General features: G+C 36.1%; 21 protein-coding genes. 4 read left to right on the top strand and 17 right to left on the bottom strand.

What is annotated here, in order from left to right:
• Positions 1 to 4: 4 nt before the first annotated feature.
• Complete coding sequence (locus AC1RNE_RS00400) at positions 5 to 1,180, top strand: class I SAM-dependent rRNA methyltransferase (RefSeq protein ID WP_492799087.1); 1,176 nt, start codon at positions 5 to 7, stop codon at positions 1,178 to 1,180.
• Positions 1,181 to 1,243: 63 nt separating this feature from the next.
• On the opposite strand, the gene AC1RNE_RS00395 is transcribed toward AC1RNE_RS00400, so the two are convergent.
• From AC1RNE_RS00395 to AC1RNE_RS00365, 7 genes are all read right to left on the bottom strand, one after another.
• Positions 1,244 to 3,211: a tetratricopeptide repeat-containing sensor histidine kinase gene (locus AC1RNE_RS00395; protein ID WP_492799086.1), complete on the bottom strand. Its 1,968-nt coding sequence runs from the start codon at positions 3,209 to 3,211 to the stop codon at positions 1,244 to 1,246.
• A 297-nt stretch (positions 3,212 to 3,508) separates the two neighbouring features.
• Positions 3,509 to 4,375 carry a sensor histidine kinase gene (locus tag AC1RNE_RS00390; protein WP_492799085.1) on the bottom strand — a complete coding sequence of 289 codons (867 nt, stop codon included), beginning with the start codon at positions 4,373 to 4,375 and terminating at the stop codon, positions 3,509 to 3,511.
• 447 nt (positions 4,376 to 4,822) lie between these two features.
• Positions 4,823 to 5,539 (bottom strand): YiaD family glycine zipper/OmpA-like lipoprotein, encoded by a 717-nt coding sequence (locus AC1RNE_RS00385; protein WP_492799084.1) that lies wholly within the window; start codon positions 5,537 to 5,539, stop codon positions 4,823 to 4,825.
• Positions 5,540 to 5,642: 103 nt separating this feature from the next.
• On the bottom strand, positions 5,643 to 6,146 hold the full coding sequence (locus AC1RNE_RS00380; RefSeq protein ID WP_492799083.1) for a ferritin-like domain-containing protein: 504 nt from the start codon (positions 6,144 to 6,146) through the stop codon (positions 5,643 to 5,645).
• A gap of 108 nt (positions 6,147 to 6,254) precedes the next feature.
• On the bottom strand, positions 6,255 to 6,464 hold the full coding sequence (locus AC1RNE_RS00375; protein WP_492799082.1) for a hypothetical protein: 210 nt from the start codon (positions 6,462 to 6,464) through the stop codon (positions 6,255 to 6,257).
• Between the two features lie 27 nt (positions 6,465 to 6,491).
• The gene (locus tag AC1RNE_RS00370; protein ID WP_492799081.1) at positions 6,492 to 6,722 is read right to left on the bottom strand and encodes a hypothetical protein; all 231 of its coding nucleotides are present in this window, start codon (positions 6,720 to 6,722) and stop codon (positions 6,492 to 6,494) included.
• Positions 6,723 to 7,014: 292 nt separating this feature from the next.
• Positions 7,015 to 8,916, bottom strand: a complete 1,902-nt coding sequence (locus tag AC1RNE_RS00365) for a glycoside hydrolase family 127 protein (protein ID WP_492799080.1) — start codon at positions 8,914 to 8,916, stop codon at positions 7,015 to 7,017.
• Between the two features lie 73 nt (positions 8,917 to 8,989).
• On the opposite strand from AC1RNE_RS00365, the gene AC1RNE_RS00360 reads away from it, so the two are divergent.
• Positions 8,990 to 9,229: a hypothetical protein gene (locus AC1RNE_RS00360; protein ID WP_492799079.1), complete on the top strand. Its 240-nt coding sequence runs from the start codon at positions 8,990 to 8,992 to the stop codon at positions 9,227 to 9,229.
• A complete protein-coding gene (locus AC1RNE_RS00355) occupies positions 9,226 to 9,633 on the top strand; it encodes an HNH endonuclease (protein WP_492799078.1) in 408 nt (135 codons plus the stop codon). Before AC1RNE_RS00360 ends, AC1RNE_RS00355 begins: the two co-directional genes overlap by 4 nt.
• Before the next feature lie 190 nt (positions 9,634 to 9,823).
• Here the strand turns inward: AC1RNE_RS00355 and AC1RNE_RS00350 are convergent, their stop codons facing one another.
• The 10 genes from AC1RNE_RS00350 to AC1RNE_RS00305 all read right to left on the bottom strand — a co-directional run bounded on the left by AC1RNE_RS00350 (position 9,824) and on the right by AC1RNE_RS00305 (position 21,335).
• Positions 9,824 to 11,302 (bottom strand): FGGY family carbohydrate kinase, encoded by a 1,479-nt coding sequence (locus tag AC1RNE_RS00350; protein WP_492799077.1) that lies wholly within the window; start codon positions 11,300 to 11,302, stop codon positions 9,824 to 9,826.
• A 5-nt stretch (positions 11,303 to 11,307) separates the two neighbouring features.
• On the bottom strand, positions 11,308 to 12,282 hold the full coding sequence (locus AC1RNE_RS00345; protein WP_492799076.1) for an ABC transporter permease: 975 nt from the start codon (positions 12,280 to 12,282) through the stop codon (positions 11,308 to 11,310).
• Between the two features lie 55 nt (positions 12,283 to 12,337).
• On the bottom strand, positions 12,338 to 13,837 hold the full coding sequence (locus tag AC1RNE_RS00340; RefSeq protein ID WP_492799075.1) for a sugar ABC transporter ATP-binding protein: 1,500 nt from the start codon (positions 13,835 to 13,837) through the stop codon (positions 12,338 to 12,340).
• 6 nt (positions 13,838 to 13,843) lie between these two features.
• Positions 13,844 to 14,467: a DUF2291 domain-containing protein gene (locus AC1RNE_RS00335; RefSeq protein WP_492799074.1), complete on the bottom strand. Its 624-nt coding sequence runs from the start codon at positions 14,465 to 14,467 to the stop codon at positions 13,844 to 13,846.
• 65 nt (positions 14,468 to 14,532) lie between these two features.
• Complete coding sequence (locus tag AC1RNE_RS00330; RefSeq protein WP_492799073.1) at positions 14,533 to 15,462, bottom strand: D-ribose ABC transporter substrate-binding protein; 930 nt, start codon at positions 15,460 to 15,462, stop codon at positions 14,533 to 14,535.
• A complete protein-coding gene (locus tag AC1RNE_RS00325) occupies positions 15,459 to 17,081 on the bottom strand; it encodes a DUF5060 domain-containing protein (protein ID WP_492799072.1) in 1,623 nt (540 codons plus the stop codon). Before AC1RNE_RS00325 ends, AC1RNE_RS00330 begins: the two co-directional genes overlap by 4 nt.
• Positions 17,082 to 17,109: 28 nt before the next feature.
• Positions 17,110 to 18,075, bottom strand: a complete 966-nt coding sequence (locus AC1RNE_RS00320; RefSeq protein WP_492799071.1) for a transketolase family protein — start codon at positions 18,073 to 18,075, stop codon at positions 17,110 to 17,112.
• A 21-nt stretch (positions 18,076 to 18,096) separates the two neighbouring features.
• Entirely contained in the window at positions 18,097 to 18,933 is an 837-nt protein-coding gene (locus tag AC1RNE_RS00315) for a transketolase (RefSeq protein ID WP_492799070.1), read from the bottom strand.
• A gap of 127 nt (positions 18,934 to 19,060) precedes the next feature.
• Positions 19,061 to 20,470, bottom strand: coding sequence for an L-fucose/L-arabinose isomerase family protein (locus tag AC1RNE_RS00310; RefSeq protein WP_492799069.1), 1,410 nt, complete (start codon positions 20,468 to 20,470; stop codon positions 19,061 to 19,063).
• A 97-nt stretch (positions 20,471 to 20,567) separates the two neighbouring features.
• Complete coding sequence (locus AC1RNE_RS00305; RefSeq protein WP_492799068.1) at positions 20,568 to 21,335, bottom strand: DeoR/GlpR family DNA-binding transcription regulator; 768 nt, start codon at positions 21,333 to 21,335, stop codon at positions 20,568 to 20,570.
• A 161-nt stretch (positions 21,336 to 21,496) separates the two neighbouring features.
• Between AC1RNE_RS00305 and AC1RNE_RS00300 the strand changes: the two genes are divergently transcribed.
• Positions 21,497 to 23,017, top strand: coding sequence for a DUF1593 domain-containing protein (locus tag AC1RNE_RS00300; protein WP_492799067.1), 1,521 nt, complete (start codon positions 21,497 to 21,499; stop codon positions 23,015 to 23,017).
• Positions 23,018 to 23,109 lie beyond the last annotated feature (92 nt).

Below are 23,109 nucleotides of genomic sequence, written 5' to 3'. Positions count from 1 at the left end.
TGGTATGAAATCACAAATTATTTTAAAAGCAGGCAAAGAAAACCCTGTGAAACGTTTTCACCCTTGGATTTTTTCGGGTGCAATTGCAAAAATTATTGGCAGTCCTACAGATGGGGAAGCCGTTGATGTGTTTGATTCGCACAAAAACTATTTGGCAACTGGGCATTATCATGAGGGAAGTATCGCTGTAAAAATATTTTCTTTTCAAGAAACTAACTCTGATGAAAACTTCTGGTTTGATAAAATCCAAAAGGCTTATCAGGTACGTCAATTAATTGATTTTGAAACTACTAATTGTTACCGCTTAATCCATGGCGAAGGGGATGGTTGCCCAGGGTTAATCATTGATTTCTACAATGGCGTTGCCGTTTTTCAAGCCCATAGCATCGGGATGTACCTTGAAAAAGAGAAAATTGCGGTAGCCTTACAAAAAGTATATGGTGATAAATTAATCGCCATTTATAATAAATCGCACGAAACACTTCCAAATCAGTTTGCCTCAACTGTTCAGAATGGGTATTTATTTGGTGCTTGTACAGTACCACATCCTGTGCTTGAAAATGGCTTTAAGTTTATGATTAACTGGGAGACTGGACAAAAAACAGGTTTTTTCCTTGACCAAAGAGATAACAGAGCCTTGTTAGCGAAATATTCAAAAGGCAAAAAAGTATTGAATTCATTCTGTTATTCCGGTGGGTTTTCGATGTATGCTTTGGGAGCAGAAGCTGAATTAGTACATTCAGTAGATGTTTCTCAGAAAGCAATCGACTTGGTTACTCAAAATATCGAAGCAAACAATTTTCAAGGATTAAATCATCAGGCTTATGCTGAAGATGTAATGAAGTATTTGAAAGCTAACGACCAGTTTTATGATTTAATCGTACTTGACCCTCCTGCTTATGCTAAAAACGTAGCTACGCGTCATAACGCTATTCAAGGGTATAAGAGATTGAATACTGAAGGTTTCAAAAGATTAGCAAAGGGTGGTATTTTATTTACATTTTCTTGTTCGCAGGTAGTTGACAGAGAGCTATTTTATAATACTGTCGTTTCTGCTGCTTTAGAAGCTGGGCGACAAGCCAAAGTATTACATCACCTTACACAGCCTGCTGACCATCCTGTTAATTTCTTTCACCCAGAAGGGAGTTATTTAAAAGGGTTGGTTCTTTATGTAGAATAAAGAGTGGTGTTTATACATTAGCTTTCTTAAGAGCGATAAATGATGCTCTTAAGAAAGCTAATTTTACATTTCACTTAATGGTAGTGTAAAGTAGAAAGTAGTGCCTTGTTCGGGCACACTTTCAAACCATATTGTTCCATTATTTTTCTCAATCAGTTCTTTGCATAACAAGAGCCCAAGACCGCTTCCTTTCTCTTTGGCTGTACCAAAACTTGAATATGAAGTATATTTATTGAATATTTTTGATTGAGCCTCCAATGGAATTCCTTGTCCATCATCTTTAATCGATACAATAATCATATTTTCCTTTTCTTCTGTTGTAATAACAACACTATTGCATGCTTTCAAAAACTTCACAGCATTCTCGACAATATTCCTAATAACAATATCTATCATTGTTGAATCTGCAAAAACCAATTGAGGGTCTTGTCGCTTTTCAGCAACTATTTTTATTTTCTTATCTGTAGCCCTTGTTTCTATTAATAAAACATTCTGCTGGATTATTTGCTGTATGTCAAACAATATCGGATTTACTTGCATACCATCCATTTGGCTTTTTGCCCAATATAAAAGATTATCTAATAGCTTGGATGTAGCATGAAGACTTTGAGAGATTTGTCCAATATAAAACCACTCCTGTTCTTCAACCATTTTCTCATCAATCAAATAGTCTATCATTCCTTTAACTGAGTTAACAGGTCCACGGAGGTCATGACTGATAATTGAAAAAATTCGATTTCTCACAAGTATCAACTCTTCTAAATGTTCATTTTTATCAATAATATCTTTGTTTTGTTCCTCCAATTGTTTGATAAATTTCTTCTTTTCATGATGATTTTTAAATAAAAGGACGGCTATCATTAATAAAAGCAAGGCTCCTCCAGCTATCAGATTTCGCTTTAACTCAAGGTTTTTTAATTCTCCTTGCTTGATACGAGCAGTTTTATTCAGTAAATCTATTTGCTGTTGTTTCTTTTCAAGCTCATAGCTCGACTGCACTCTGGTAATGGCTCTAGTTTTTTCGACACCACTTAGACTATCTTTTAAAGCTATTCCAATATTTCTAAAAACTAGCGCTTCTTTATAATTCCCCAATTTTTGATGATTCAGATACAAAGTATTATATATCTGAGTTGATATTTCATCAATACCTAGTTTCTTATTCTCTTTTAAAGCCATATTGGCAAAATGTAAACTTAATTTATAATTACCCGTGTAATAATAAATAAGCGCAAACGCATTATGACAATAGGCAATATCTTCATCATCCTTGATTTTTATTGCTAATGCCAATGCTTTATTGAGATATTGTTCAGCTAATATGTAGTTTTTGAGGGCTATATAATTCTCGCCTATATTATAGAGCGTAATAGTAGTACCAAGGGTGTCATTTACTCCTTGAGCAATGGGCAAAGCTTTTTTGTTATAGGCTATAGTTGAATCAGGTTTTCCTTTATATTTAAAGATTTCGCCCATATTTACTAAAAGGCTAAATGTAGCGTACTTTGTCGGGTCATTTTGTTTAAGGGCTATCGCATAAGCTTTTTTGTAATAAAACAAGGCATTGTCGTAGTCTTCCATATCCGAATAAACAATACCTATATTATTATATTCATTTCCCGAAAGCCCTGTCAATCCTAACTTTTCACTAATGCGTAGACATCGAAAATGGCATTCTAGTGCTTCTGGTAGTCTTCCCTTTGAAACCAATGATACCCCTTTAGTAAGATAGGCTAAAGCAATACCTTTGTCAAAATGGATTTTCTTGGCTAAATCCAGTGACTTTTGTGCCATAAAAAGTGAGCTATCTGAATTTTTATTCCAGTAATATCTTGAGAGGGCGTAATAAGTGTTTACTCTGTCACTATCGTGTTTAGCGGCACTCAATCTATCATTTAAAAGTTTCAGCCTGTCTGATTGAGCAAAGGAAAGTGAAGATGCATAAATTATAAATCCAATAATAGTAACTAAATCCTTTATACTTGTGTATTTGCTATAAATCTCTAGCACACAAAATGTCCCTTTCTTCATATATATTATAATGCCAATATTATTTCAAGTGATAAAAAGACTTAAAATGTTTCTTTAACAATAATTAGTGGTTGGTAAATCAAGCATATTATTGGTTAAAATTCTTAGAGATACTCTTCGATGCTAGCTTGTTTTGTTGCCAAATTAAGCTATTTTATTCAAACAAAATATGAGCCAAAACAGGTAATAGAGTCGAAAAAAGAAAATTGCCCATCAATCCAGAAAAGTCAGGTTGAAGGGCAATTTTATTTTTTTTGATACCGATTTATAATATTTATATGTAAAAATAAGCTGGCTTTATCGTTCATCATTCAATGGAATAGTAAAGCTGAAAGTAGTTCCTTGCTCGGGCACACTTTCAAACCATATTGTCCCATTATTTTTCTCAACAAGTTCTTTGCATAACAGCAGCCCTAACCCACTTCCTTTCTCGTTAGCCGTGCCATAACTTGTATAAGTAGTATCTTTATTAAATATCTTAGATTGAGCCTCCAAGGGAATTCCTTGTCCGTCATCTTTAATCGATATTATTACTTTATCCTCCTCTTGTTTTGTAGTAATAATAATACTATTTCCTGCATTTAAAAACTTCACGGCATTCTCAACGATATTTCTGATAACAGTATCAATCATTGTTGAATCTGCGAAAACTAACTGAGGTTCTTTGCCTCGTTTAGTAACTATTTTTATTTGCTTTTCGGTAGCCCTTGTTAAAATCAATGAAACATTTTGCTGAATAATACCCTGTATATCAAATAACAAAGGGTTTACTTGCGCACCGTTCATTTGGCTTTTTGCCCAATACAATAAGCTATCGGCTAAATGTGAGGTAGCGTGTAGACTTTGAGAGATTTTCTCAATGTAAAAGCTCTTTTCTTCCTCACTCATTTCTTCTTCAATCATAAAATCTACAATTCCCTTTATTGAGTTTACTGGGCCTCGTAGGTCATGGCTAATGATTGAAAAAATACGATTACGCACTAATATTAATTCTTCTAAATACTCATTCTCTTGAAGAATATCTCTGTTTTGTTCTTCAAGCTGTTTAATCAACTTCTTTTTTTGATGATAGTTTTTATATAAAAGAATTGGCATCAATACTAAAAACAAAGCTCCTCCAGCTGCTAGTGTTACTTCGTGATTCTTTAATTCTTTATTTTTCATAAGATTTGGGTTTTTCAATAAGTTTATTTGCTGATATTCCCCCTCTAGGCTGATGCCTCGTACTCGTGTGTTGGGAAGACAATACTGTAATCGTCTTTAATTTTTATGGCCAATGCCAATGTTACATTAAGAATTTTACAAGTAGGTATTTGTGTAGTGATATTGCTCCTTGAGCAATAGGTAAGACTTTTATTATGTTGAATTGCAGAATTTCGAAGTAGTTTGTATTCAACTATTTACTCTTTATTGATTAACAACTTGAAGGTAAAATATTTCGTTGAATTGTTTTGGCGGGGAACTATATTACAAGTGTTTTGTAATAAACTAGCAACTTGCTGAAGTATAAAACAGAATTGCCCATCAATCTACAAAAATGAGGGTGAAAGGCAATTCTATTTTAAACACTTAACATATCTTGATTTGGGCTATATACCCAAAGAGGAAATTCTATTTTTTACTAACTTCATTACCAGTAGCCTTAGTAGCATCTTTTTTCAATTTGTCGTCAGCTACGATAGCAAATTCTACTCTTCTATTTTGCTCTCTGCCCGACTCTACCGTGTTATCTGCCACAGGATCTTTCTCGCCATAACCTAACACCGTCAAACGACTTCTTGATACGTTATTAGCTTTCAAGATGGCTGCTACGGCATCTGCTCTTTGCTGAGATAATTTCATGTTATAAGCCTCTGTACCTACGTTGTCAGTATGACCAGCTACTAAAATTTCTGTATCAGGATACTGCTTCAAAGTTTCAGCAAACTTCATTAGATTATCATTTACACTAGGATTAATTTTGGATGAATTAAAATCAAACAATACTCCCGACTTCATCGTAATCTTGATGCCCTCTCCTACTCTTTCCACATCCGCTACTACATCTAAATCTTTCTTTAGCTTTTCAGCTTGCTTATCCATGTATTTCCCGACAAATGTACCTGCAATTCCTCCGACGGCTGAACCAACAATGGCATAAACAGCAGGATTAGATTTTCGTCCGATAGCAGCACCCATAGCTGCACCAGTACCAGCACCAATAATGGCACCTCGCTGAGCATTATTAAGCTTTTTGAAAGAATTACATGAATAAAAGCTTGGCGCTAAAACAAGTAATAACAAAACTATTTTGCTAATACTTCTGGTATACATATTTATCGTTCTCATAATTTTATTGATTTGGTATAATGAACAGTATAATATTTTTGTTTGGCATTTTAACAAAAATGCCATAACAATGTCATGGCATTTTCCGTCAACAAATCAAAAATTATGATACTGGCATTGGTTTATCTAATACTTCTTGTTGATTGTCTAATACCTCCTGCTCTGCTTTTGCATGATGCTGTGATTTCTTCAATGACTGAATAATTTTTAATGACTCTGTAATTGAAGAAATTTGTGATTTCAATAATTGTGACAAATCAGGCGAGGCTTGTACTTTATCTGAAGCCAATACGGTTTCATAAGTCTCTAGCGTAGCTTTATCGCCCGATTCACAAGAATTTAAAATAGTTTCTCGATTATTCGATACAATCGAAGCTTTAAAATCTACCCAAATTTGATGAGCTTTACCTATTAATGTACTTGACGTAGCAGGTTCTCCTCCAAATTTCACCACATGTTCAGCCAATGCTTCCGCAAAGTGTTCACTTTCATTTAACATTCCGTGAAAGAGATTTTTCAAATCCCCTCCATCCATGTTCTGCTCTGCTTTCCTATAATTTTCGATACGATTATAGTTAATCTCTATTAGTTCATTCAGATCTTTCAAGAGAATCTCATATTGATTTTGCATCATTAATGGTAAGAATCAGTGATAGTTAACGCTCCTGATTCTTTTTTAGTAGGTTTAATGAATAATTTGAAAAATCTCAGTCAATTAAAGTGCTTTTTTTACTTTAGCTTTTACTTCTTCAAACTTATCAGCTGCTTTTTCAGCTAGATTCAAAGCTCCTAATTTTATATCGTCAATTGTTTCTTTAGCTTCTGCTTTTGCTACAGCTCCTTTTTTTTCTAAAGTTTCAGCCTTATGTTCTGCAGCCTCTTTTTTAACTTTCTTTTTCGTAGTTTCAATTTTTGTAGTTGCCATGATCTTACTTTTATTTATAGATTTTTATTATTTAACAGTGTCTGATTTATTTAAAATCAATGTGTCTTTAGGGGTAACTTTACCCATATTGTGCTGGCCGTCGTTATCAGAGGTGGACCAATATCCCCCTGCTATAGAAATTAAGATTAACACAATCCCAATTAAAACAGTATAGATAAACATATTGCCTGCTTTCGTTCTTTTTTGTGCTTTAATATCAGAACGCATTTCTTTATCTACTTTATCAGCTTTTTCCATGTTCTTATTGTTTTATAGGTTACATTAAAGAGGTTAAAACATTTATACCAGTAGTAGAAAACTAACATTCAGGAGGACATTTGAGCAAATAACTCTACAAAATGTGGGTAAAAAATAGTAAAAGAGGTAGCAAGTATCACAAAAAAATGCTAAAACATTAAAAACAAGTACAAAATAGTACCTACTTTTAGTGCTTTAGCATTAGTTAATTATGCTTATTCTAATATGCTTATATTTTTTTCACAGGTTCCTTAATTGTTTTACTATTGTGTAGCTAGTGAAATGATACTCCCTACTTTACATCCCAATAGACTACATATCGCTCGCGGTGAATATCGTATAAAGGGCGAAGCGTAATGCTTTCATTTAAGGTTTTGAAGGTCAACGGTTTGCCAGTGAGAGGTTTTATTGTATTGTTTAGATTGCTTTTGTCTAAGTTCAATGCCTGTACTAAGCCAGCAGGGACTTTATAATTGAATGTATAATAGTCGTTATACAGTGATGGATTAGAATAAGGAGCAGGTGCTTCCATTTCAGCCGTTCCCATTTCGCCAGCCAATACTATTGGTCCGTATAATATAGCCACTTTATTAGGGTTATCACTGGTAGCTTGTGTAGTCAAAGTTATTGGAAATGTAATTTCTACACGATCATTGGCTTTCCATATTCTACCAATTGAAAGGTAGCTCCCCGCAGATTGCTTAATTTTCAAAGGCTTACCATTCACCAAAACACTAACACCAGTTGCCCATGACGGATAACGAACATTTAAAGTAAGTAACTGATTTGGAGCAGACTCAATCGTAAACACAGTTTTACCAGATTCAGGGAAAACGGTTTCCTGTTTAATGCTAAAGCCTTTTTCTTTCCAGTTAAGGGTTGAAGCAATGAATAAATTTACATAAAGAGCATCGGCTCTATGGTAATAAATGGCTTCTCCATACTTCGCATGGTTTTCGAATCCACTGCCTACACAACACCAAAAAGAGTTTTCTGGGGTACTATACACTTTGTGTGCCCCTGCCAACATGGGTAAAAAATAGGCGACCATGCCTGTCTGTGGGTCTTGTTGACCAAGGATATGATTAAAAAGTGCTTTTTCGTAATAGTCGGCATATTTTATATCGGCAGTATGGGAAAACAAATGGCGAGTCAGTTTAAGCATGTTATAAACATTGCACGTTTCGCCTGTATAGCCCGTCAAGTGTTCTGAAAGGGCGTCTGCTTTAAAGAATTTTTCTTTATCGCTATTACTTCCCGTTGCAAATGAATGATGATTGATAACCGTATTCCAAAAGAAAGTAGCAATCGAATCTCCCTGCCCTTGTCCTTCTAACTCATACTCACGCGTCATTCCTAACAACTTAGGAATATAAGTATTGGCGTGTTTCTTTTCTAAAATATCTTTCCCTTCTTTCAATGGATCTAGCATTTCATTATGATAGAAAAATGTAGCTAGCCATTTGTATTCAGTTTTTCCAGTAATGGCGTATAAATTATAAAAAGATTCATTAATTCCTCCAAACTCATTGCGAAGCATCAGCGCACGTTGTGCTTGAGTTACAGTTTGGAGTTTTTGATAAGCCCACCCCCCCATTTTCTGGGCGACTTCTAATGCTTGCGGATTATTGCAATATAGATATTGGTCGATTAGTCCAGAAAGTATCTTATGCAAAGTGTACCAAGGAGCCCACACTTTTTGACCTGCAATATTTCTATTAATTAATTCTTGTGGAAAAGCACTTAAATAACCGTCTTGATTTAATACTTTTTGCACAACTGCCAATCCAGCGACAATACTGTCTGCTTTAGCTTTAAAGCGTTCATCGCCTGTCTGTGCATACATCAATGAAAGTCCAGAAAGCAAATGTCCCGTAGAATGTCCTCGTAAATCACAATCCAGTGATTCCCAACCTCCATATTTTTTCACTTCAAAATATCCACCTTCATTAGCATCATAAATACCTGCATTATTGCGAAAACTATGTAATAGTCTCTTGACGTCTATCGACAAAAGCCAACGTTGTTCTCGTAGCATATTTTCTTTGAATCGTCCATCTAATAGTCTGACATCCGATAGGTTAAAGCTGTATAATGCAGGTTTTAGTTTGTCCTGCAAAGCAAATTTATCAGTATGCTGACCGGGATAATGTGATTGCGCAAAAATGCTCCCTTGAAAGATTGAAAGCAGCATGATAAAAAATTGTGTGTGTTTCTTCATTTTATAAATCAATAAATTATATTTGACAAAAAATGTCTTTACTGTTATGAAATCATCTCAAACGATTTATGATGATGTTGCCGATTTTATCGCCAGCATGGATCCAAGCAAGGTGATAGCCTTTCAACCTACTCCAAACAATCAAAAGCGTCTTGATTTTTTATTAGATAAACAAATAGAATCAGGATTAAGCCATGTTGAAAAAGAGGAACTTGACCACTATCTTGTGATAAATCGAATTATCGGACTAGCCAAGGCTCGTGCTTTAAAACTTTTATCAGTATGAGAAAAACCATTTCTACACATATTAAAAACCAAGTTGCTCTGCGTGCAAATTTTCATTGTGAATATTGTCTCCAACCCGAACAGGTTTCTTTTTTCTCTTTTCATATCGACCATATCATTAGTATAAAACATGGAGGCAATTCTTACCTCAATAACTTAGCTTATTGTTGTCCAGATTGCAATCATGCGAAAGGAAGCGATATTGCTAGCATCATTAAACAAGATATTTTAGTTAGGTTTTTCAATCCAAGAAAAGATTCATGGAATGACAATTTTGAAATTATTGATGGTGCAATCATTGGTAAAACTGAAATTGGTAAAGTAACGGAGCGTATTTTCAAGTTCAATGAATTAGAAAGATTAATCTTTAGAAAACAATTGATAGCATTACAACTGTATATTTAAGACTTCTTTATCAAGCGTTATTATAAAAAATCATACAGCAACTATCATAAATTAATCGATTAATCATAAAAGATTAAATAACATATCATTTTGAAGAAAGAGAGGAAAAATAAAATACATACCCTATTTTCTTACTTTTATTTAAGAAAATCAAGGTATGTATAAAGAGGGAGTGAAGGAATTAGGAGTCTTACTCAATAATTTCTTTCCAAGCCTTAAAGGCTTTATGAATTTTAATTTGATTTTGTTCCTGAGGCAATACCGACTGTGGTTTTTGAAACAAGGCTTTTAAAGATGCTACTGAATCAAAAATTTGGATTCCTAAACCAGCCATCAAAGCTGCTCCTAAAGCAGATACATCGGGCATTCCTTTATTTACTACGGGAATACCTAGTAAATCGGATATTGTACTTAATACAAAACCATTAGAAGTCATTCCACCATTTACCATCAATTCTTGTAAATGTATGTGGGAATCCTCCTCCATGGCTACTACTACATCTTTTATCTGAAAAGGAATAGATTCCAATGTCGCCCGAACGATATGATTTTTATTAGTACCAAATGTCAACCCATGAATGGATGCCTTACGTTTCATGTCCCAATAGGGCGCTCCTAAACCACTAAAGGCAGGGATGATGTAAACACCTCCATTATCCTCAACAGCCGTAGCCATTGCTTGGGTCTGTTTACTTTCGGCAAATAGGCCTAACTCATTTTTAACCCATTCTACGGTTGCACCACAACTTACAATAGCACCTTCAAGGGCATAGTCTATTCTTCCTTCTGTACTCCAACAGATGGTCGTAATCATGCCATGTTGTGAAGGCTGTGGTTTATCGCCAATGTTCATCAAGATAGAACAGCCAGTCCCTAAAGTAGCTTTAGCAGTACCTGCTTCAAAACATCCTTCTCCAAAAGCGGCTGCATGACTATCGCCAATCATACCAGAAATGTTGATGGGTGTCTCAAAAATTCCACCAAAAGTACTTGTACCGAAATTTGAAGAAGATGCTTTAACTACGGGCAGATTGATTGTTGAAAGATTGAAACTTGACAATAACTCCTTATCCCATATAAGGCTATGGAGATTAAAAAATAATGTTCTCGAAGCATTTGTATAGTCGGTGGCATAAACTTTCCCGTCAGTAAGTTTATACAATAACCACGTATCTATCGTTCCGAAAAAAGCTTTGCCTTCGTCTATCGCTTGCTTTATTGTAGGATTATTTTCGTATAACCAAATAAGCTTAGTTCCCGAAAAATAGGGGTCGATTAATAAACCTGTTTTTTCTTTAATGGTGTTAGCCAAACCTGCTTGGTTCAATCTATCACATACTTGTACAGAACGTTTGCATTGCCAAACTACTGCATTGTGCAATGGTTTGCCATTTTCATCCCACAACACAAAGGTTTCTCGCTGATTACTAATCCCACAAGTTTTTATATCTTTTAAGTCTCCGCCATTTGCCACAAACTGAGCTAAACAGTTTTTTACGGCAGTCATGGCATTCTCAAAAATTCCTTCTGGGTCTTGCTCTACAAAACCATCTACTAAATATTGGGTTTGTAGGACTTCAGAAGCCCTAGCTACTACGTTAGTCTTTTCATCAAAAATCAATGCTTTGGTACTACTAGTACCTTGGTCGATAGCAAGTATATATTGCATAGGAGTTAGTCGTTTTTAGCATTAGCACGGTCGATGATTACTGCTAATAGTATCACCATCCCTTTTACTACTTGTTGCCAGAAAGGCGATACATTGAGTAGTACTAGTCCGTTATTAAGCACCCCAATGATGATTGCACCAAGGACAGTCCCTAAAATAGAGCCTCGCCCCCCTGATAAAGAAGTACCACCGATTACTACTGCCGCAATGGCATCTAATTCATAACCTGTTCCTGCATTAGGTTGGGCAGAATCCAGTCGGGCTGTTACCATCAATCCTCCTAATGCAGCCAAGCCTCCTGCTAGGGTATAGACAATCAGTTTAATTTTATATATTTTAATGCCTGATAATCTAGCTGCATTTTCGTTTCCCCCAATAGCGTAAATGTAGCGTCCTAACGGGGTTTTTGTCGTAAGAATCAACGCTATGATGATTACAAAAATACTTATCCAAACAGGTACTGGTACGCCTAAAAACCATCCTGTACCAATATAATCGAACTTTGCTCCTAAATTACTGATAGGAAAACCTTTCGTCCACAGCATGGTAAGTCCACGAGCCATCGTAAGCATGGCTAAGGTAGCTACGAATGGAGGAACTTTGAATTTGGTAATAACCCAGCCATTAAAAAAACCTAACATTCCCCCAAAAAACAATCCTACAATGATAGCCCCTAAAAGAGTAAAACTTATCAATATATTCTGAGAAGTAATCTCTATCCCATTTTTTAATAAGCCTGCCGTAATGGCACCACATAATGCTAAAATAGACCCAACCGATAGGTCGATCCCTGCCGTAAGTACTACCAAAGTCATCCCGACAGAAATACAGATATTTACAGAAATTTGTCTTAACACATTCCATCCATTGGCTACCGTCAGGAATTTATCTGATAGTATACTAATAATGATGCATAGCACAAATAGGGCAATGAGCGATTGCAATTTGTACAATTTTTCTTTTTGAATAATTAAATTCATGTTTATGGCTTTTTGTATATTAAGCAATGACAGTTTTAGGTTCACAATTCATCACTTAGGCAATGGCTGCTTTTAATAAAATCTCTTCTGATGCATCATTGATTGCATAGTCGCCCGTTACCTTTCCATCGCTTAATACAATTACTCGGTCGCTTACAGCAAAAATCTCTGGCAATTCAGATGAAATCATGATAATACCCAAACCCGATTCTGCTAGTTGATTGATAAGCTTATAAATTTCTGCTTTGGCATTTACGTCTATACCGCGCGTTGGTTCATCTAGCAACAATACTTTCGGTTTGGTAGCTAACCATTTGGCGAGGATAGCCTTTTGCTGATTTCCTCCGCTTAGGTTTTTAATGAGCTGATCAGATGAGGAGGTTTTTATCCTTAATTCTTGGATATATTTATCCGCCAGATTATTCTCTTTTTTATTATCCAATACTCCATTACTTAATAAATCTGGCAACGTGGTAATACAAATATTTTGTTTAACGCTCAACTCTGGCACAATACCATCTTTCTTTCGGTCTTCGCTTACCAGTGCCAAACCTGCTTTTACGGCATCGGCAGGGGAATGAATGTGAAGTCGCTGACCTTCCATTAATACTTCGCCAGATACTTTGCGAGGAGCTAAGCCAAAAATGGCTTCAAATAGTTCTGTTCTGCCCGCTCCCATCAACCCGAAAATGCCTAAGATTTCGCCTTTATGCAATACAAAGGAAATATCATTCAATAAATCATTTTTCTTAAACGACTCATGTTTTATTCCTAGATGATTTACCCTTAATAATTCTGTTCTATTGTTATCTTGCTTTTTCTTAGGAATCATCACCAATTCGCGTCCTACCATTTTTGAAACGATATTATCGCGAGTTACAGTACTCATCTCTCCCGATTCAATGCTTTTTCCATCCCGCAAAACGGTGTAGGTATCAGCTATTTTAAAGAGTTCGTCCAGTTTGTGTGAGATATAAGCAATGGCTTTACCTTCTGCTTTTAAAGAATCTATTATTTTAAACAAAACATCTACCTCCGCCCCAGTAATGGCCGACGTAGGTTCGTCCATGATAATTACTTTGGCATCTACCAGCAGTGCTTTAGCAATTTCAATAAGCTGTTGTTGGCCAACTTTAAGGTTTCTTACGGGTGTATTGGGGTCGATATTCAGGCAAAGCTTTTGTAATAAGGCTTGTGTTTTTTTAAGCATAAAAGCTTTGTCCAACAGTCCGAAAGCATTGATTACTTCTCTGCCCAAAAAAATATTCTCAACCACACTCAAATAAGGAATCATATTTAATTCCTGATGAATGATAGCAATACCAGCATTTTCGGCTTCTTTGGTATTGGTAAACTTTACAGGTTTATTGTGTAGGTAAATAGTCCCTTCATAATCGGTATAAACACCGCTTAAAATCTTCATTAATGTTGATTTCCCCGCTCCGTTTTCACCGATAATGGCATTTACTTTTCCTGCTTGTAAATCAATACAAACAGTATCAAGTGCAGTAACACCCGAGAACCTTTTTGTGATATTTTTGGCCGATAATGTCATTGAACTTTATATTTTGTTAAATTCTATGGGCAAAATCTCAATATGCTGAAGATTAACATACTCTTGATTCATTTCTAAAGCTCCTACAAACTGAATAGTATCTCCTACCTTGATTTGCTTTCTAAAAGCAGGTACTCGCTCTGTTCTAATGATTTTATTAATCTCAGATGAAATATTATTGATGTCTGTAGTATTAGTAAACGGCTTAATATCAAATACACCCGCTGCATCACGAATGGCATTTCCATAAATAAATTCTGTAGCAAGCGTTATGCTGACAGGTTGATTATTGTTGGTTAATAATACCTGTACTTCATCATCTTGAATCTTAGTGATGTGTCCTTGTCCCTTCACCAAAAAATACCTGATATTTCCAATGGCTACGGCATTCGACATCTTTTGAAATGCTTCTTTAGGCGCTGTTTTCAATGCATCTAACAGCGTAACTACATCGGGTGCTTTAATAAAACTTGGTGGAAGTGTTTTTTGTAAAAAATTACGGGCAAAACCTAAGGCATCAAATTTTTCAGCGGAGGCTCTTTTTACCTCATCTAGTTTTTTGATTTCGATAGAATGGTAACCAATAAAAAGTAATGCAATGATAGCGACAACAATTTTGACGATTCGCATAGTGATAAGGTTAAATGATTACTGAGGCTGAATAGCTGATAATATTCACTATTCTGAAAATTCAATTACTTTTTACCAAAAGCAGTATAATGACTAATATTATCTTTGGTCACTAATTCTACTGCCACTGGAATTTTAGCTGGAAAATCTCTTTTCCCCTTTAAATATTCATCTGCGTAAACGGCGGCCATTTGTGCCATCACTTTCGGAAATTGCATGCCTGTGGCTGCCACTTTCCCGTCTTTAATCGCTGCAACGACATCGTCTGCCCCATCAAAACCAAACACTTTTACTTTATTGGCCTTACCTGCACCTGCCAATGCCTGATATGCTCCCATGGCCATCGCATCGTTTCCACAAAATACCGCATCAATATTGGGTTGAGCTTGCAAGATAGACTCCATTACTTCCATCGCTTTGTTACGGTCAAAATCGGCACTTTGCTGAGCGACCATTTTAAGGCCTGGATAATTATCAACCAAACTATGAAAGCCTTTTGAACGAGCCCATGTATTGTTATCACCTACTAAACCAAGGAGTTCTACATAATTTCCTTTTTTATGCAATTGTTGAACGAAAAATTTACCAATGGCTACACTTCCCGAAAAACTATCTGATAAAATTTGTGAGGTGGCCGCATCTGGAGAATTCACTTCTCTATCCATGCAAAATACTGGAATACCTGCATCTTTAGCTTTTTGAACATTCACTACACTTCCATCGGCATCAGTCGGATTAAATAAAATTGCTTGATAACCTGATACAATGGCATTTTCAAAATGGTCTGATTCTAAGGCTGTATTGTTCTGAGAATCAAATATTTTTGTTTCGTAGCCCAATTCTTTGGCTTTTGCAGCGGCATTTTCAGCCAAAAATACAAACCAAGGATTATTCAGTGTTGAAACCACAATCGCCATTTTCTTAGGTCCTTGCGAGGAATTCTTTTGCTGACAGCCCACTAGAAACAACAATAATAAGAATATATAATTTTTCATAGTTTAGGAATTTCTGTAATCCGTAAGGCTAAATATGGCTTTAAGGGAATTCTTACTTGTTTCAAGTCTTTGTCATAGAAACGATAATCATTCACTTCTGAAAGCTCAAAAGTTGTTGGAACTACTTTGATACTCATGTCCCAAGTATCAATAATTTCTACTTTATAACGAGTTCCCTTGACGGGTCTTTCAAAATTGGCATTCTTGTGGGGTATATTAAACAGCCATTTATTGCTTATTTCATTCCCCAAATAAACAATATAAACACCTTTGCCAGTAGTAGTAGTTTTTGCATCTCTGCTCATATCTGCTGGCTCAAGGACTCCTTCTGTTTCTTCTAAAATTTTTCTCAGAAAACCGATTCGCTTCCAACTCGTCCCTTTTAATTCACCTCCTTTTGCCCAAAAAATAGTATCTCTCAGGTCTTTAAACATATATGATTCGCCATGCGTAACGTAGGTTCCTCCGATGATTCCCATCCAAATCAGGTGAGTCATTTCTTCTCCGCTATAACGCCCCCAACGATGTTTCAGATTTCCTTCGTAGCCCACTTCGTCATAAATAACGGGTTTGTTATAAATATTTCTAGCGATAGAAGCAGCTCCCCAATTCATGACAGGGGCTTCGTCTTGTACAGAAACATGGGTAAATTCTGGTCGCCAATAGTCAAAATATTTGGCTGTACTCCCGTGAATTGAACATAAATGGCGATAAGGGTCATTTTTTACAACGGCTTTAGTAAGCGTAAGCCAATCTGCATCAGTTTTGCTTTTTACATAGTCATACTCATTGGCTAATGACCACCATATATTCTGAAAAGATGACAAACGGGAAGTTAAATATTGAATATAATGTAGATTAGCCTCCATAGGCATTTCGTCAAATCCCCAACGGCCTTTATCATAAGGGTGAAAAATAATTAAATCTGCCTGTATGCCTAAATCACCCAGATTATCAATCCTTTTTTCTAAATGCTGAAAGAATGCGGGATTAAAGGTTGAATAATCCCAGACATTCACTTCCTTTCCTTTTGCGTCCTTTTTTACTTCTTTAATAGCATAAGGGTAAAGCGTTGGTTCTTCTTTGACTAAATCATAGTTTTTAGGAAAAACACCCATCCTAATTTTATTAAACCCTGTATTTTTCAAGGTATTAAGCGTCATTTCTTGCACTTCATTCGGCATGTGCGTCCAAGCGTAAGATGTTGTTCCTAATGGATAATATCGCTTGCCATCGGCATATTTAAAATGATAAACATCACTCACTTGTACTATCCCATGATTATTGCCCGAAGCCTTGATACATTCAAACTGTCCTTTTTTGTTGTTTAGTGTCGCTACATTACTTTGGGTAACGTACTTCCAAACTCCAGTTTTAGATGGCATAAAACGCACAATGAAAGTATCATTGCCATCATAAAAACCTGCAACGGTATATGCAGTATCTTTAGAAGTAAATGTTGCTTTGAGATTTACATCAGTGAAAGCATTTCCATTCGGTTTATGCTTTAAAGTTAATTCAAACCTTCCCCACTGTTCAACCGTTGACTGCGCATTAACAGCATGCTGAAAAATGAACAACAAAGCGTAAACAAAAAGATGTTTAATAAGCATTTTCATTGTTTGAATAGTATAAGAGGGTATTTTTTTATTTATTTCCTAACAATTTCAAAGCCTCGTTTATGATGCCAGCTTCCGAAATGCCATAGTGCTTGAAAATCTCATTCTGAGAACCACTTACAGTATATTCATCTGGTAAGCCAATGATTTTGAAAGGTTTATTAAACTGATTTTGGAGTAGAAATGAAGCACATGCTTCGCCTAAACCACCATAAATACTGTGTTCCTCTACCGTCACTATTGCCTTACATTGTGTGGCATATTTGGCAATCAGTGCTGTGTCAAGTGGTTTAATCGTATGCATACTGATTACGGCAACATCTATATTTTCTTTGGCTAATGCCTGTGCTGCTTGCAAGGCAGGATATACGGTTTCGCCTGTGGCAATCAGTACGATATCCTTTCCCTCTTTGATAACTCTTCCTTTTCCAAACTCAAATTCAGTATTGGTTTCACTTAAAAGCGGCATTACTTTTTTACCAAAACGAATATAAAAAGGCGTATCTATTGATGCAGCCTGTCTGATAGCTTCAGCTGTTTCAAAATTATCGGCTGGTGCTACAATCGTAAGATTATTGATAGCCCGCATCACAGCGTAGTCGTGTAAACTGTGGTGTGTACTTCCCAAAGCGCCATAACTTACGCCTGCACTAATTCCGATTAATTTAACAGGGTTATCAGAATAAGCAACATCATTTTTGATTTGTTCTAAGGCTCTGGCTGTTAGGAAACAAGCGGGTGAAACGGCAAAAACTTTTTTGCCCGACGAGGCCAATCCTGCTGCCATACCCACCAAATGTTGTTCAGCAATGCCTACCTCTACAATTTGCTGAGGATATTTTTGTCCGAAAGGAACTAATTTCCCTGAGCCTCTCGAATCACTAGTAACAACTAATAAATTCTTGTCGGTTTCAGCCAACGTCTGGAGTACTTCTGAAAAAATATCCAAGTTGGCTTTATCTGTCGTGGTGATATTATCAATCGTTGCTCCCAAGTTCTTAAGCGATTTAAGGTTTTAAGCTACTTCTAAAAGACTTTCTTGAACAGTCGTCAATTCTTCGATAGCTTGCTGATATTGTTCTGGCGATGGTACACCATGATGCCATTTCAAATTATTTTCCATGAAACTTACCCCCTTGCCTTTCACCGTCTGAGCGATAATTACACTAGGCTTTCCTGTTTCAAAAGGCAAGGCATTAAAAGCTTCTTGCAAAGCTTCTATATCGTTTCCATCAATAATGCGTACCGCCCAACCGAAGCTTTCAAATTTTTTATCCAACGGTTCAGTATTACACACTTCTTTGGTTGGTGCTGTAATCTGCAAACCGTTCAAATCTACAATTGCACATAAATTATCTAGCTTATAGTGTGAAGCAGACAGTGCTGCCTCCCAATTACTTCCTTCTGGCAATTCGCCGTCTCCTAACAAGGTAAATACCTTATAATCAGCATCATCCAACTTAGCCGCTAAGGCATTCCCACAACTCATTGAAAGTCCATGCCCCAAAGCACCAGTATTTTGCTCAACACCATTTACTTTTTTAGTAGGGTGACCAATGTAGTACGATTTGTATTGACAAAGTGTTTCAAGGGCTGATTCTGGGAAAAAACCTTTATCAGCTAACACTACGTATAAGGCTTCCACACAATGACCTTTGCTTTGGATATACCTGTCACGTAATCCTGAGTTAAAATTTTCAGGGCTTACGTTTAGTACATCATTGTATAATACATTCAGAATATCTATACAAGAAAGTGAACCCCCAGTATGACCTGCCTTGGCTTGATAAATATACTGAAGAATTTTTTTACGATATTCAACCGATTTTAGTTGTAATTCCTTGGTTGTCATAAGATATAGTGTGATTGAGTGAGTGAGTGAGTTGTTAATGAGTGAGTTGTGAGTAAAACAATTTTTTATTAATCGCTCACTCACAATTCACTAACTCACAATTCACTCATTCACAATTATTCCCTCCTCAACGGTGTTCGTAAACCTCCCAGCCCATATAATTACTGAGAGATTCTTTTAGAATTCCAGCAGTTTTTGAGGCATTCATTACTACGTGATGTTCAAATCCATTTCTACAAACATATTGCATCAACCCTTGTAAATCATTGATTTGTGCGACGGCTCTATTACCAAATGTTTTGAGGGCATCGTCTGTTAATTCGCCTTCGCCGATATATGCTTTGATGATACCTTTAGGGTCATCCGTGCTGATTCTTCCGTAGGTCAAAGGCATCGCAGGTGTACGTCCGTCTAATGCTCCATAAGTATTCTCTACTCCTACCGACGTACCCAAAATAGGTGCATTACTAATCTGAATATCAGGCAAGAAAGACTTTGCCCAGTTGCCACAGTGAAATAAAACACACTTTTCGTCATCATCGGCATAGTTGTTGTTCCAGTCTACCAAAGCACTCGGCGAACCTGATGCCAATTGCATAGCATACATACTTAACGTTCCTGTTACATCTACCTCACAAGCACTTGGCAACATATTTTCGCTCATGATACTCATACTAGTACATACGTTACAGCCATAGTTTTTCTGTAGCGACGTCCAACATTGAATGGCAGTGGCATCTAATGAATGTTCTAGCATAAAATTATTCAAAACTGCATCCAATTTAGCAATCTGAATCATGGCTTCATTAGGGGTTTTGCCGATAGGTGTATAAGCTAATATTTTATCCAAACGGTCTTTAACAATGGCATCGTCTTTAGTTAATTTATTGGCGTTACCTAGTATTTCTGAGAGGTCACAAGTAACGACTGAAATACCATTTCTTTGTAAAATTTTCTCACTATACCTTACCGTATTGAAGGCTCCTGGTCTGGCACCGATAGCCCCTATACGTACATTCTTTAAACCTCTCACCACTTTACATACTGATAAAAAAGCTTTGAGATCTGTTATAAACTCTTCATCATTAGGGTGAACTACGTGTTTGGTGGTCAGGGTATATTTAATGCCGTATTGGTATAAGTTATTACATACTGAAATCTTACCACACCAAGCATCCCTTCTGCGAGCAACGTCCAACTTGTCTAAATCATCTGGATAGGCTTGTATTAATACGGGTACATTAAGATTTGCCAATTTCAAACTGTCTGCTACTCCTTTTTCATCCCCAAAGTTTGGTAGTACTACCCACACCCCGATAATATCTTCGGTGTGTTGTTTAAAAAGATTAGCACATTTTTGGGCTTCTTGAAAAGTTTCTACTCCTCCTAATTTGGTCGTATTGCTGTCTAAAACAATAGGATTTATCCCGAGTGTGTTACAAAGTTCTATTACCTCTACCCTAGCTTTTTCCACTAAACTATCAGGAAAGAAGTCTCTGTTTCCGATGATAATTCCCAATGTGATTTTTTTTTCCATAGCGATGACTTACATTTTACAACTAGCTTACTCGATAATACATACGTATCCCATCAAGAATTCACGAGAATTCAGTGCAACATATCATTTCGTTCAGCTAATCGGCAATTATTATTTCTATTTCGTTCTTTTCAAAATGTAATTTATCATCCTGATTAATCTCATTATCGGTAATGATATAATCAATCAGTGATAGCGCTCCCAAACTGGCAAAAGCACTTTTTCCAAATTTGGTAGAATCTGCCACCAAGTAGGTAGTCTCTGCGGCATCTATCATCGCTTTTTTCACCACAATATCACTAATGCTTGGGTAAGTCAAACCAGCTTTTAGGGATATTCCTGCTGTAGCTAAAAACAATTTTTGCACATTGATACCTTTAAAAAAGTCGGCCGCTTTTTGTCCCGTTAACGACAAAGTGGGTGGCTTAAACTCTCCACCAGTCATAATTACTTCTATTCCTGGCTCAGTACCTAGCATCATTGCAATGTTCAGGGCGTTTGTAATGACCGTAAGGTTCCGAAAGCCTTTCAGCTTTTTGGCTATTTCGGTTACTGTAGAACCTGAATCTAAAATTATGGTATCACCGCTTGAAATAAACTCTAGGCATTTCAAGGCTATTTTTTCTTTCTGCTGAACATTTAGGTCGTTATGTGCAACAGTGAATTCACGAACATGGTCTTCAATATTTTTCAAATAAGCTCCACCGTGCTCTCTGATGACTAAATCATCTTTTTCTAATTTCTCTAAATCCTGACGAATGGTCACTTCTGTGACTTTAAACAATCTGGCAAGATCAGTTACTTTAGCTAAACCATCTTCTTTCAAGAGGTCTAAAATCTTTTCTCTACGCTGATTTGGCAACATATTCTTGATTGTTGAAACAAAACTAAATGAAATAAAACAAAAACAAAAGAAAAATATAAAAAATATTCGTAAATATTTATTTTACTTTTACCTTCGTACAATAAATTAATAACAATAAAATCTTCTATTATTCATACAATTACAAGAAAACTATAAAATAAATGAAAACAAAAGTAATTCTTTTCTTTTTAATGACTCTCTCTTTTATTTTAGAGCATTCTTCAGATACTTGGTCACAAAAAAGCAATATAAACACAAAAAGCCGTACCATCATTACAACCGACGGAGAAATAGATGATGTTGATTCCTTCATCAGAATGTTATTATATGCCAATGAATTCAACATCGAAGGAATGGTTTACAGTAGCTCGCAATGGCATTATAAAGGTGATGGCAAAGGCACAATGTTTACATCTGAGATGGAAAATACTGCAAAAAGATATGGTAAACGTATAGCCCTACGTTGGCCAGGCACTACTTGGATACAAGAATTACTAGACGAATATGAAAAGGTGCATCCTAATTTATTGAAACATGATAAAAATTATCCTAGTGCCAATGCTTTAAGGAAATTAATAAAGGTAGGCAATATTGATTTTGAAGGTGAAATGGATAAAGATACCGAGGGGTCGGAATGGATTAAAAAAATATTATTAGATAATAATCCTCAGCCCGTTTATTTACAAATCTGGGGAGGAACCAATACCGTAGCACGTGCCTTAAAATCTATTGAAGACACCTACATAAATACTAGTCAGTGGGCTAGCATTTATAAAAAAGTATCAGATAAAGCCATTATTTATGCCGTGCTCGACCAAGACGCTACTTATCAAAAATATGTAGCTCCAAATTGGCCTGATATCAAGGTTTTCTATAATTCAGACCAGTTCTGGTGTTTTGCCTACCCTTGGCCAAGAGTAGTGCCGAATGAACTACAGCCATTTTTAAGAGGTGAATTTATGGGAAAAAACATCATTCAACATCATGGTCCTTTACTAGCAAAATATTATGCGTGGGGTGATGGACAGAAGCAAGTGGGAGACGAAGAACATACCCATGGAAACATGACAGATGCCCAGAAATATAAAATGACTCAATATGATTTTATTTCGGAAGGAGACTCTCCTGCTTATTTCCAATTGCTTGACGTAGGATTAATGAGCAAAAACCATCCAGAATATGGAGGTTGGGGTGGTAGAATGGTTCAATCAAAAATAAATCCTCATCGTTGGGAAGATGGCAAACAAGTAACTGACTTTAACCCTTTTACCCAAAAACAAGATGCCTCTTTTCCGCAAACACGTTGGATTGAAGCTTTGCAATTAGACTTTGCTGCCAGAGCCGACTGGTGCATTAAGTCATTCAAGGAAGCTAACCATGCCCCCAAAATTATTGTAAAAGGGAGTAATATCCGAAAGGTAAAAGCTGGCACAAAAATCATTTTAGAAGCATCAGCTATTGACCCAGACGGCAATGCCGTAGATTTTAAATTTTGGCAATATCAAGAAGCAGGAACGTCTCCTGAAAAAGCAAGTATTGAACAAACAATGCCTAATGCTGCGAGTATTACCATTCCAACAGAGGCTAAAAGTGGAGATACCATTCATATAATTGTAGAAGGTAAAGACAAAGGAACGCCAGCCTTGATTCGCTATCAAAGAGTTATATTAATAATAGCGTAAAAGAAAAGATATTAGTGATATTCACAAACAAAAATCAGTAAGAAAATAGAGAACCCCTTATTTTCTTACTGATGTTTATTATATCAAAATAA

This window comes from Arcicella sp. GW822-FHT02H01, assembly GCF_058802005.1.
This window is presented reverse-complemented; position numbering and strand designations above follow the sequence as displayed.

Coding starts and splice junctions, on each gene's coding strand:
- AC1RNE_RS00395 (WP_492799086.1), bottom strand. CDS start 3,211: ATGAAGAAAGGGACATTTTGTGTGCTAGAGATTTATAGCAAATACACA.
- AC1RNE_RS00310 (WP_492799069.1), bottom strand. CDS start 20,470: ATGGAAAAAAAAATCACATTGGGAATTATCATCGGAAACAGAGACTTC.
- AC1RNE_RS00385 (WP_492799084.1), bottom strand. CDS start 5,539: ATGAGAACGATAAATATGTATACCAGAAGTATTAGCAAAATAGTTTTG.
- AC1RNE_RS00390 (WP_492799085.1), bottom strand. CDS start 4,375: ATGAAAAATAAAGAATTAAAGAATCACGAAGTAACACTAGCAGCTGGA.
- AC1RNE_RS00375 (WP_492799082.1), bottom strand. CDS start 6,464: ATGGCAACTACAAAAATTGAAACTACGAAAAAGAAAGTTAAAAAAGAG.
- AC1RNE_RS00365 (WP_492799080.1), bottom strand. CDS start 8,916: ATGCTGCTTTCAATCTTTCAAGGGAGCATTTTTGCGCAATCACATTAT.
- AC1RNE_RS00335 (WP_492799074.1), bottom strand. CDS start 14,467: ATGCGAATCGTCAAAATTGTTGTCGCTATCATTGCATTACTTTTTATT.
- AC1RNE_RS00350 (WP_492799077.1), bottom strand. CDS start 11,302: ATGCAATATATACTTGCTATCGACCAAGGTACTAGTAGTACCAAAGCA.
- AC1RNE_RS00300 (WP_492799067.1), top strand. CDS start 21,497: ATGAAAACAAAAGTAATTCTTTTCTTTTTAATGACTCTCTCTTTTATT.
- AC1RNE_RS00330 (WP_492799073.1), bottom strand. CDS start 15,462: ATGAAAAATTATATATTCTTATTATTGTTGTTTCTAGTGGGCTGTCAG.
- AC1RNE_RS00325 (WP_492799072.1), bottom strand. CDS start 17,081: ATGAAAATGCTTATTAAACATCTTTTTGTTTACGCTTTGTTGTTCATT.
- AC1RNE_RS00315 (WP_492799070.1), bottom strand. CDS start 18,933: ATGACAACCAAGGAATTACAACTAAAATCGGTTGAATATCGTAAAAAA.
- AC1RNE_RS00340 (WP_492799075.1), bottom strand. CDS start 13,837: ATGACATTATCGGCCAAAAATATCACAAAAAGGTTCTCGGGTGTTACT.
- AC1RNE_RS00400 (WP_492799087.1), top strand. CDS start 5: ATGAAATCACAAATTATTTTAAAAGCAGGCAAAGAAAACCCTGTGAAA.
- AC1RNE_RS00355 (WP_492799078.1), top strand. CDS start 9,226: ATGAGAAAAACCATTTCTACACATATTAAAAACCAAGTTGCTCTGCGT.
- AC1RNE_RS00370 (WP_492799081.1), bottom strand. CDS start 6,722: ATGGAAAAAGCTGATAAAGTAGATAAAGAAATGCGTTCTGATATTAAA.
- AC1RNE_RS00305 (WP_492799068.1), bottom strand. CDS start 21,335: ATGTTGCCAAATCAGCGTAGAGAAAAGATTTTAGACCTCTTGAAAGAA.
- AC1RNE_RS00360 (WP_492799079.1), top strand. CDS start 8,990: ATGAAATCATCTCAAACGATTTATGATGATGTTGCCGATTTTATCGCC.
- AC1RNE_RS00345 (WP_492799076.1), bottom strand. CDS start 12,282: ATGAATTTAATTATTCAAAAAGAAAAATTGTACAAATTGCAATCGCTC.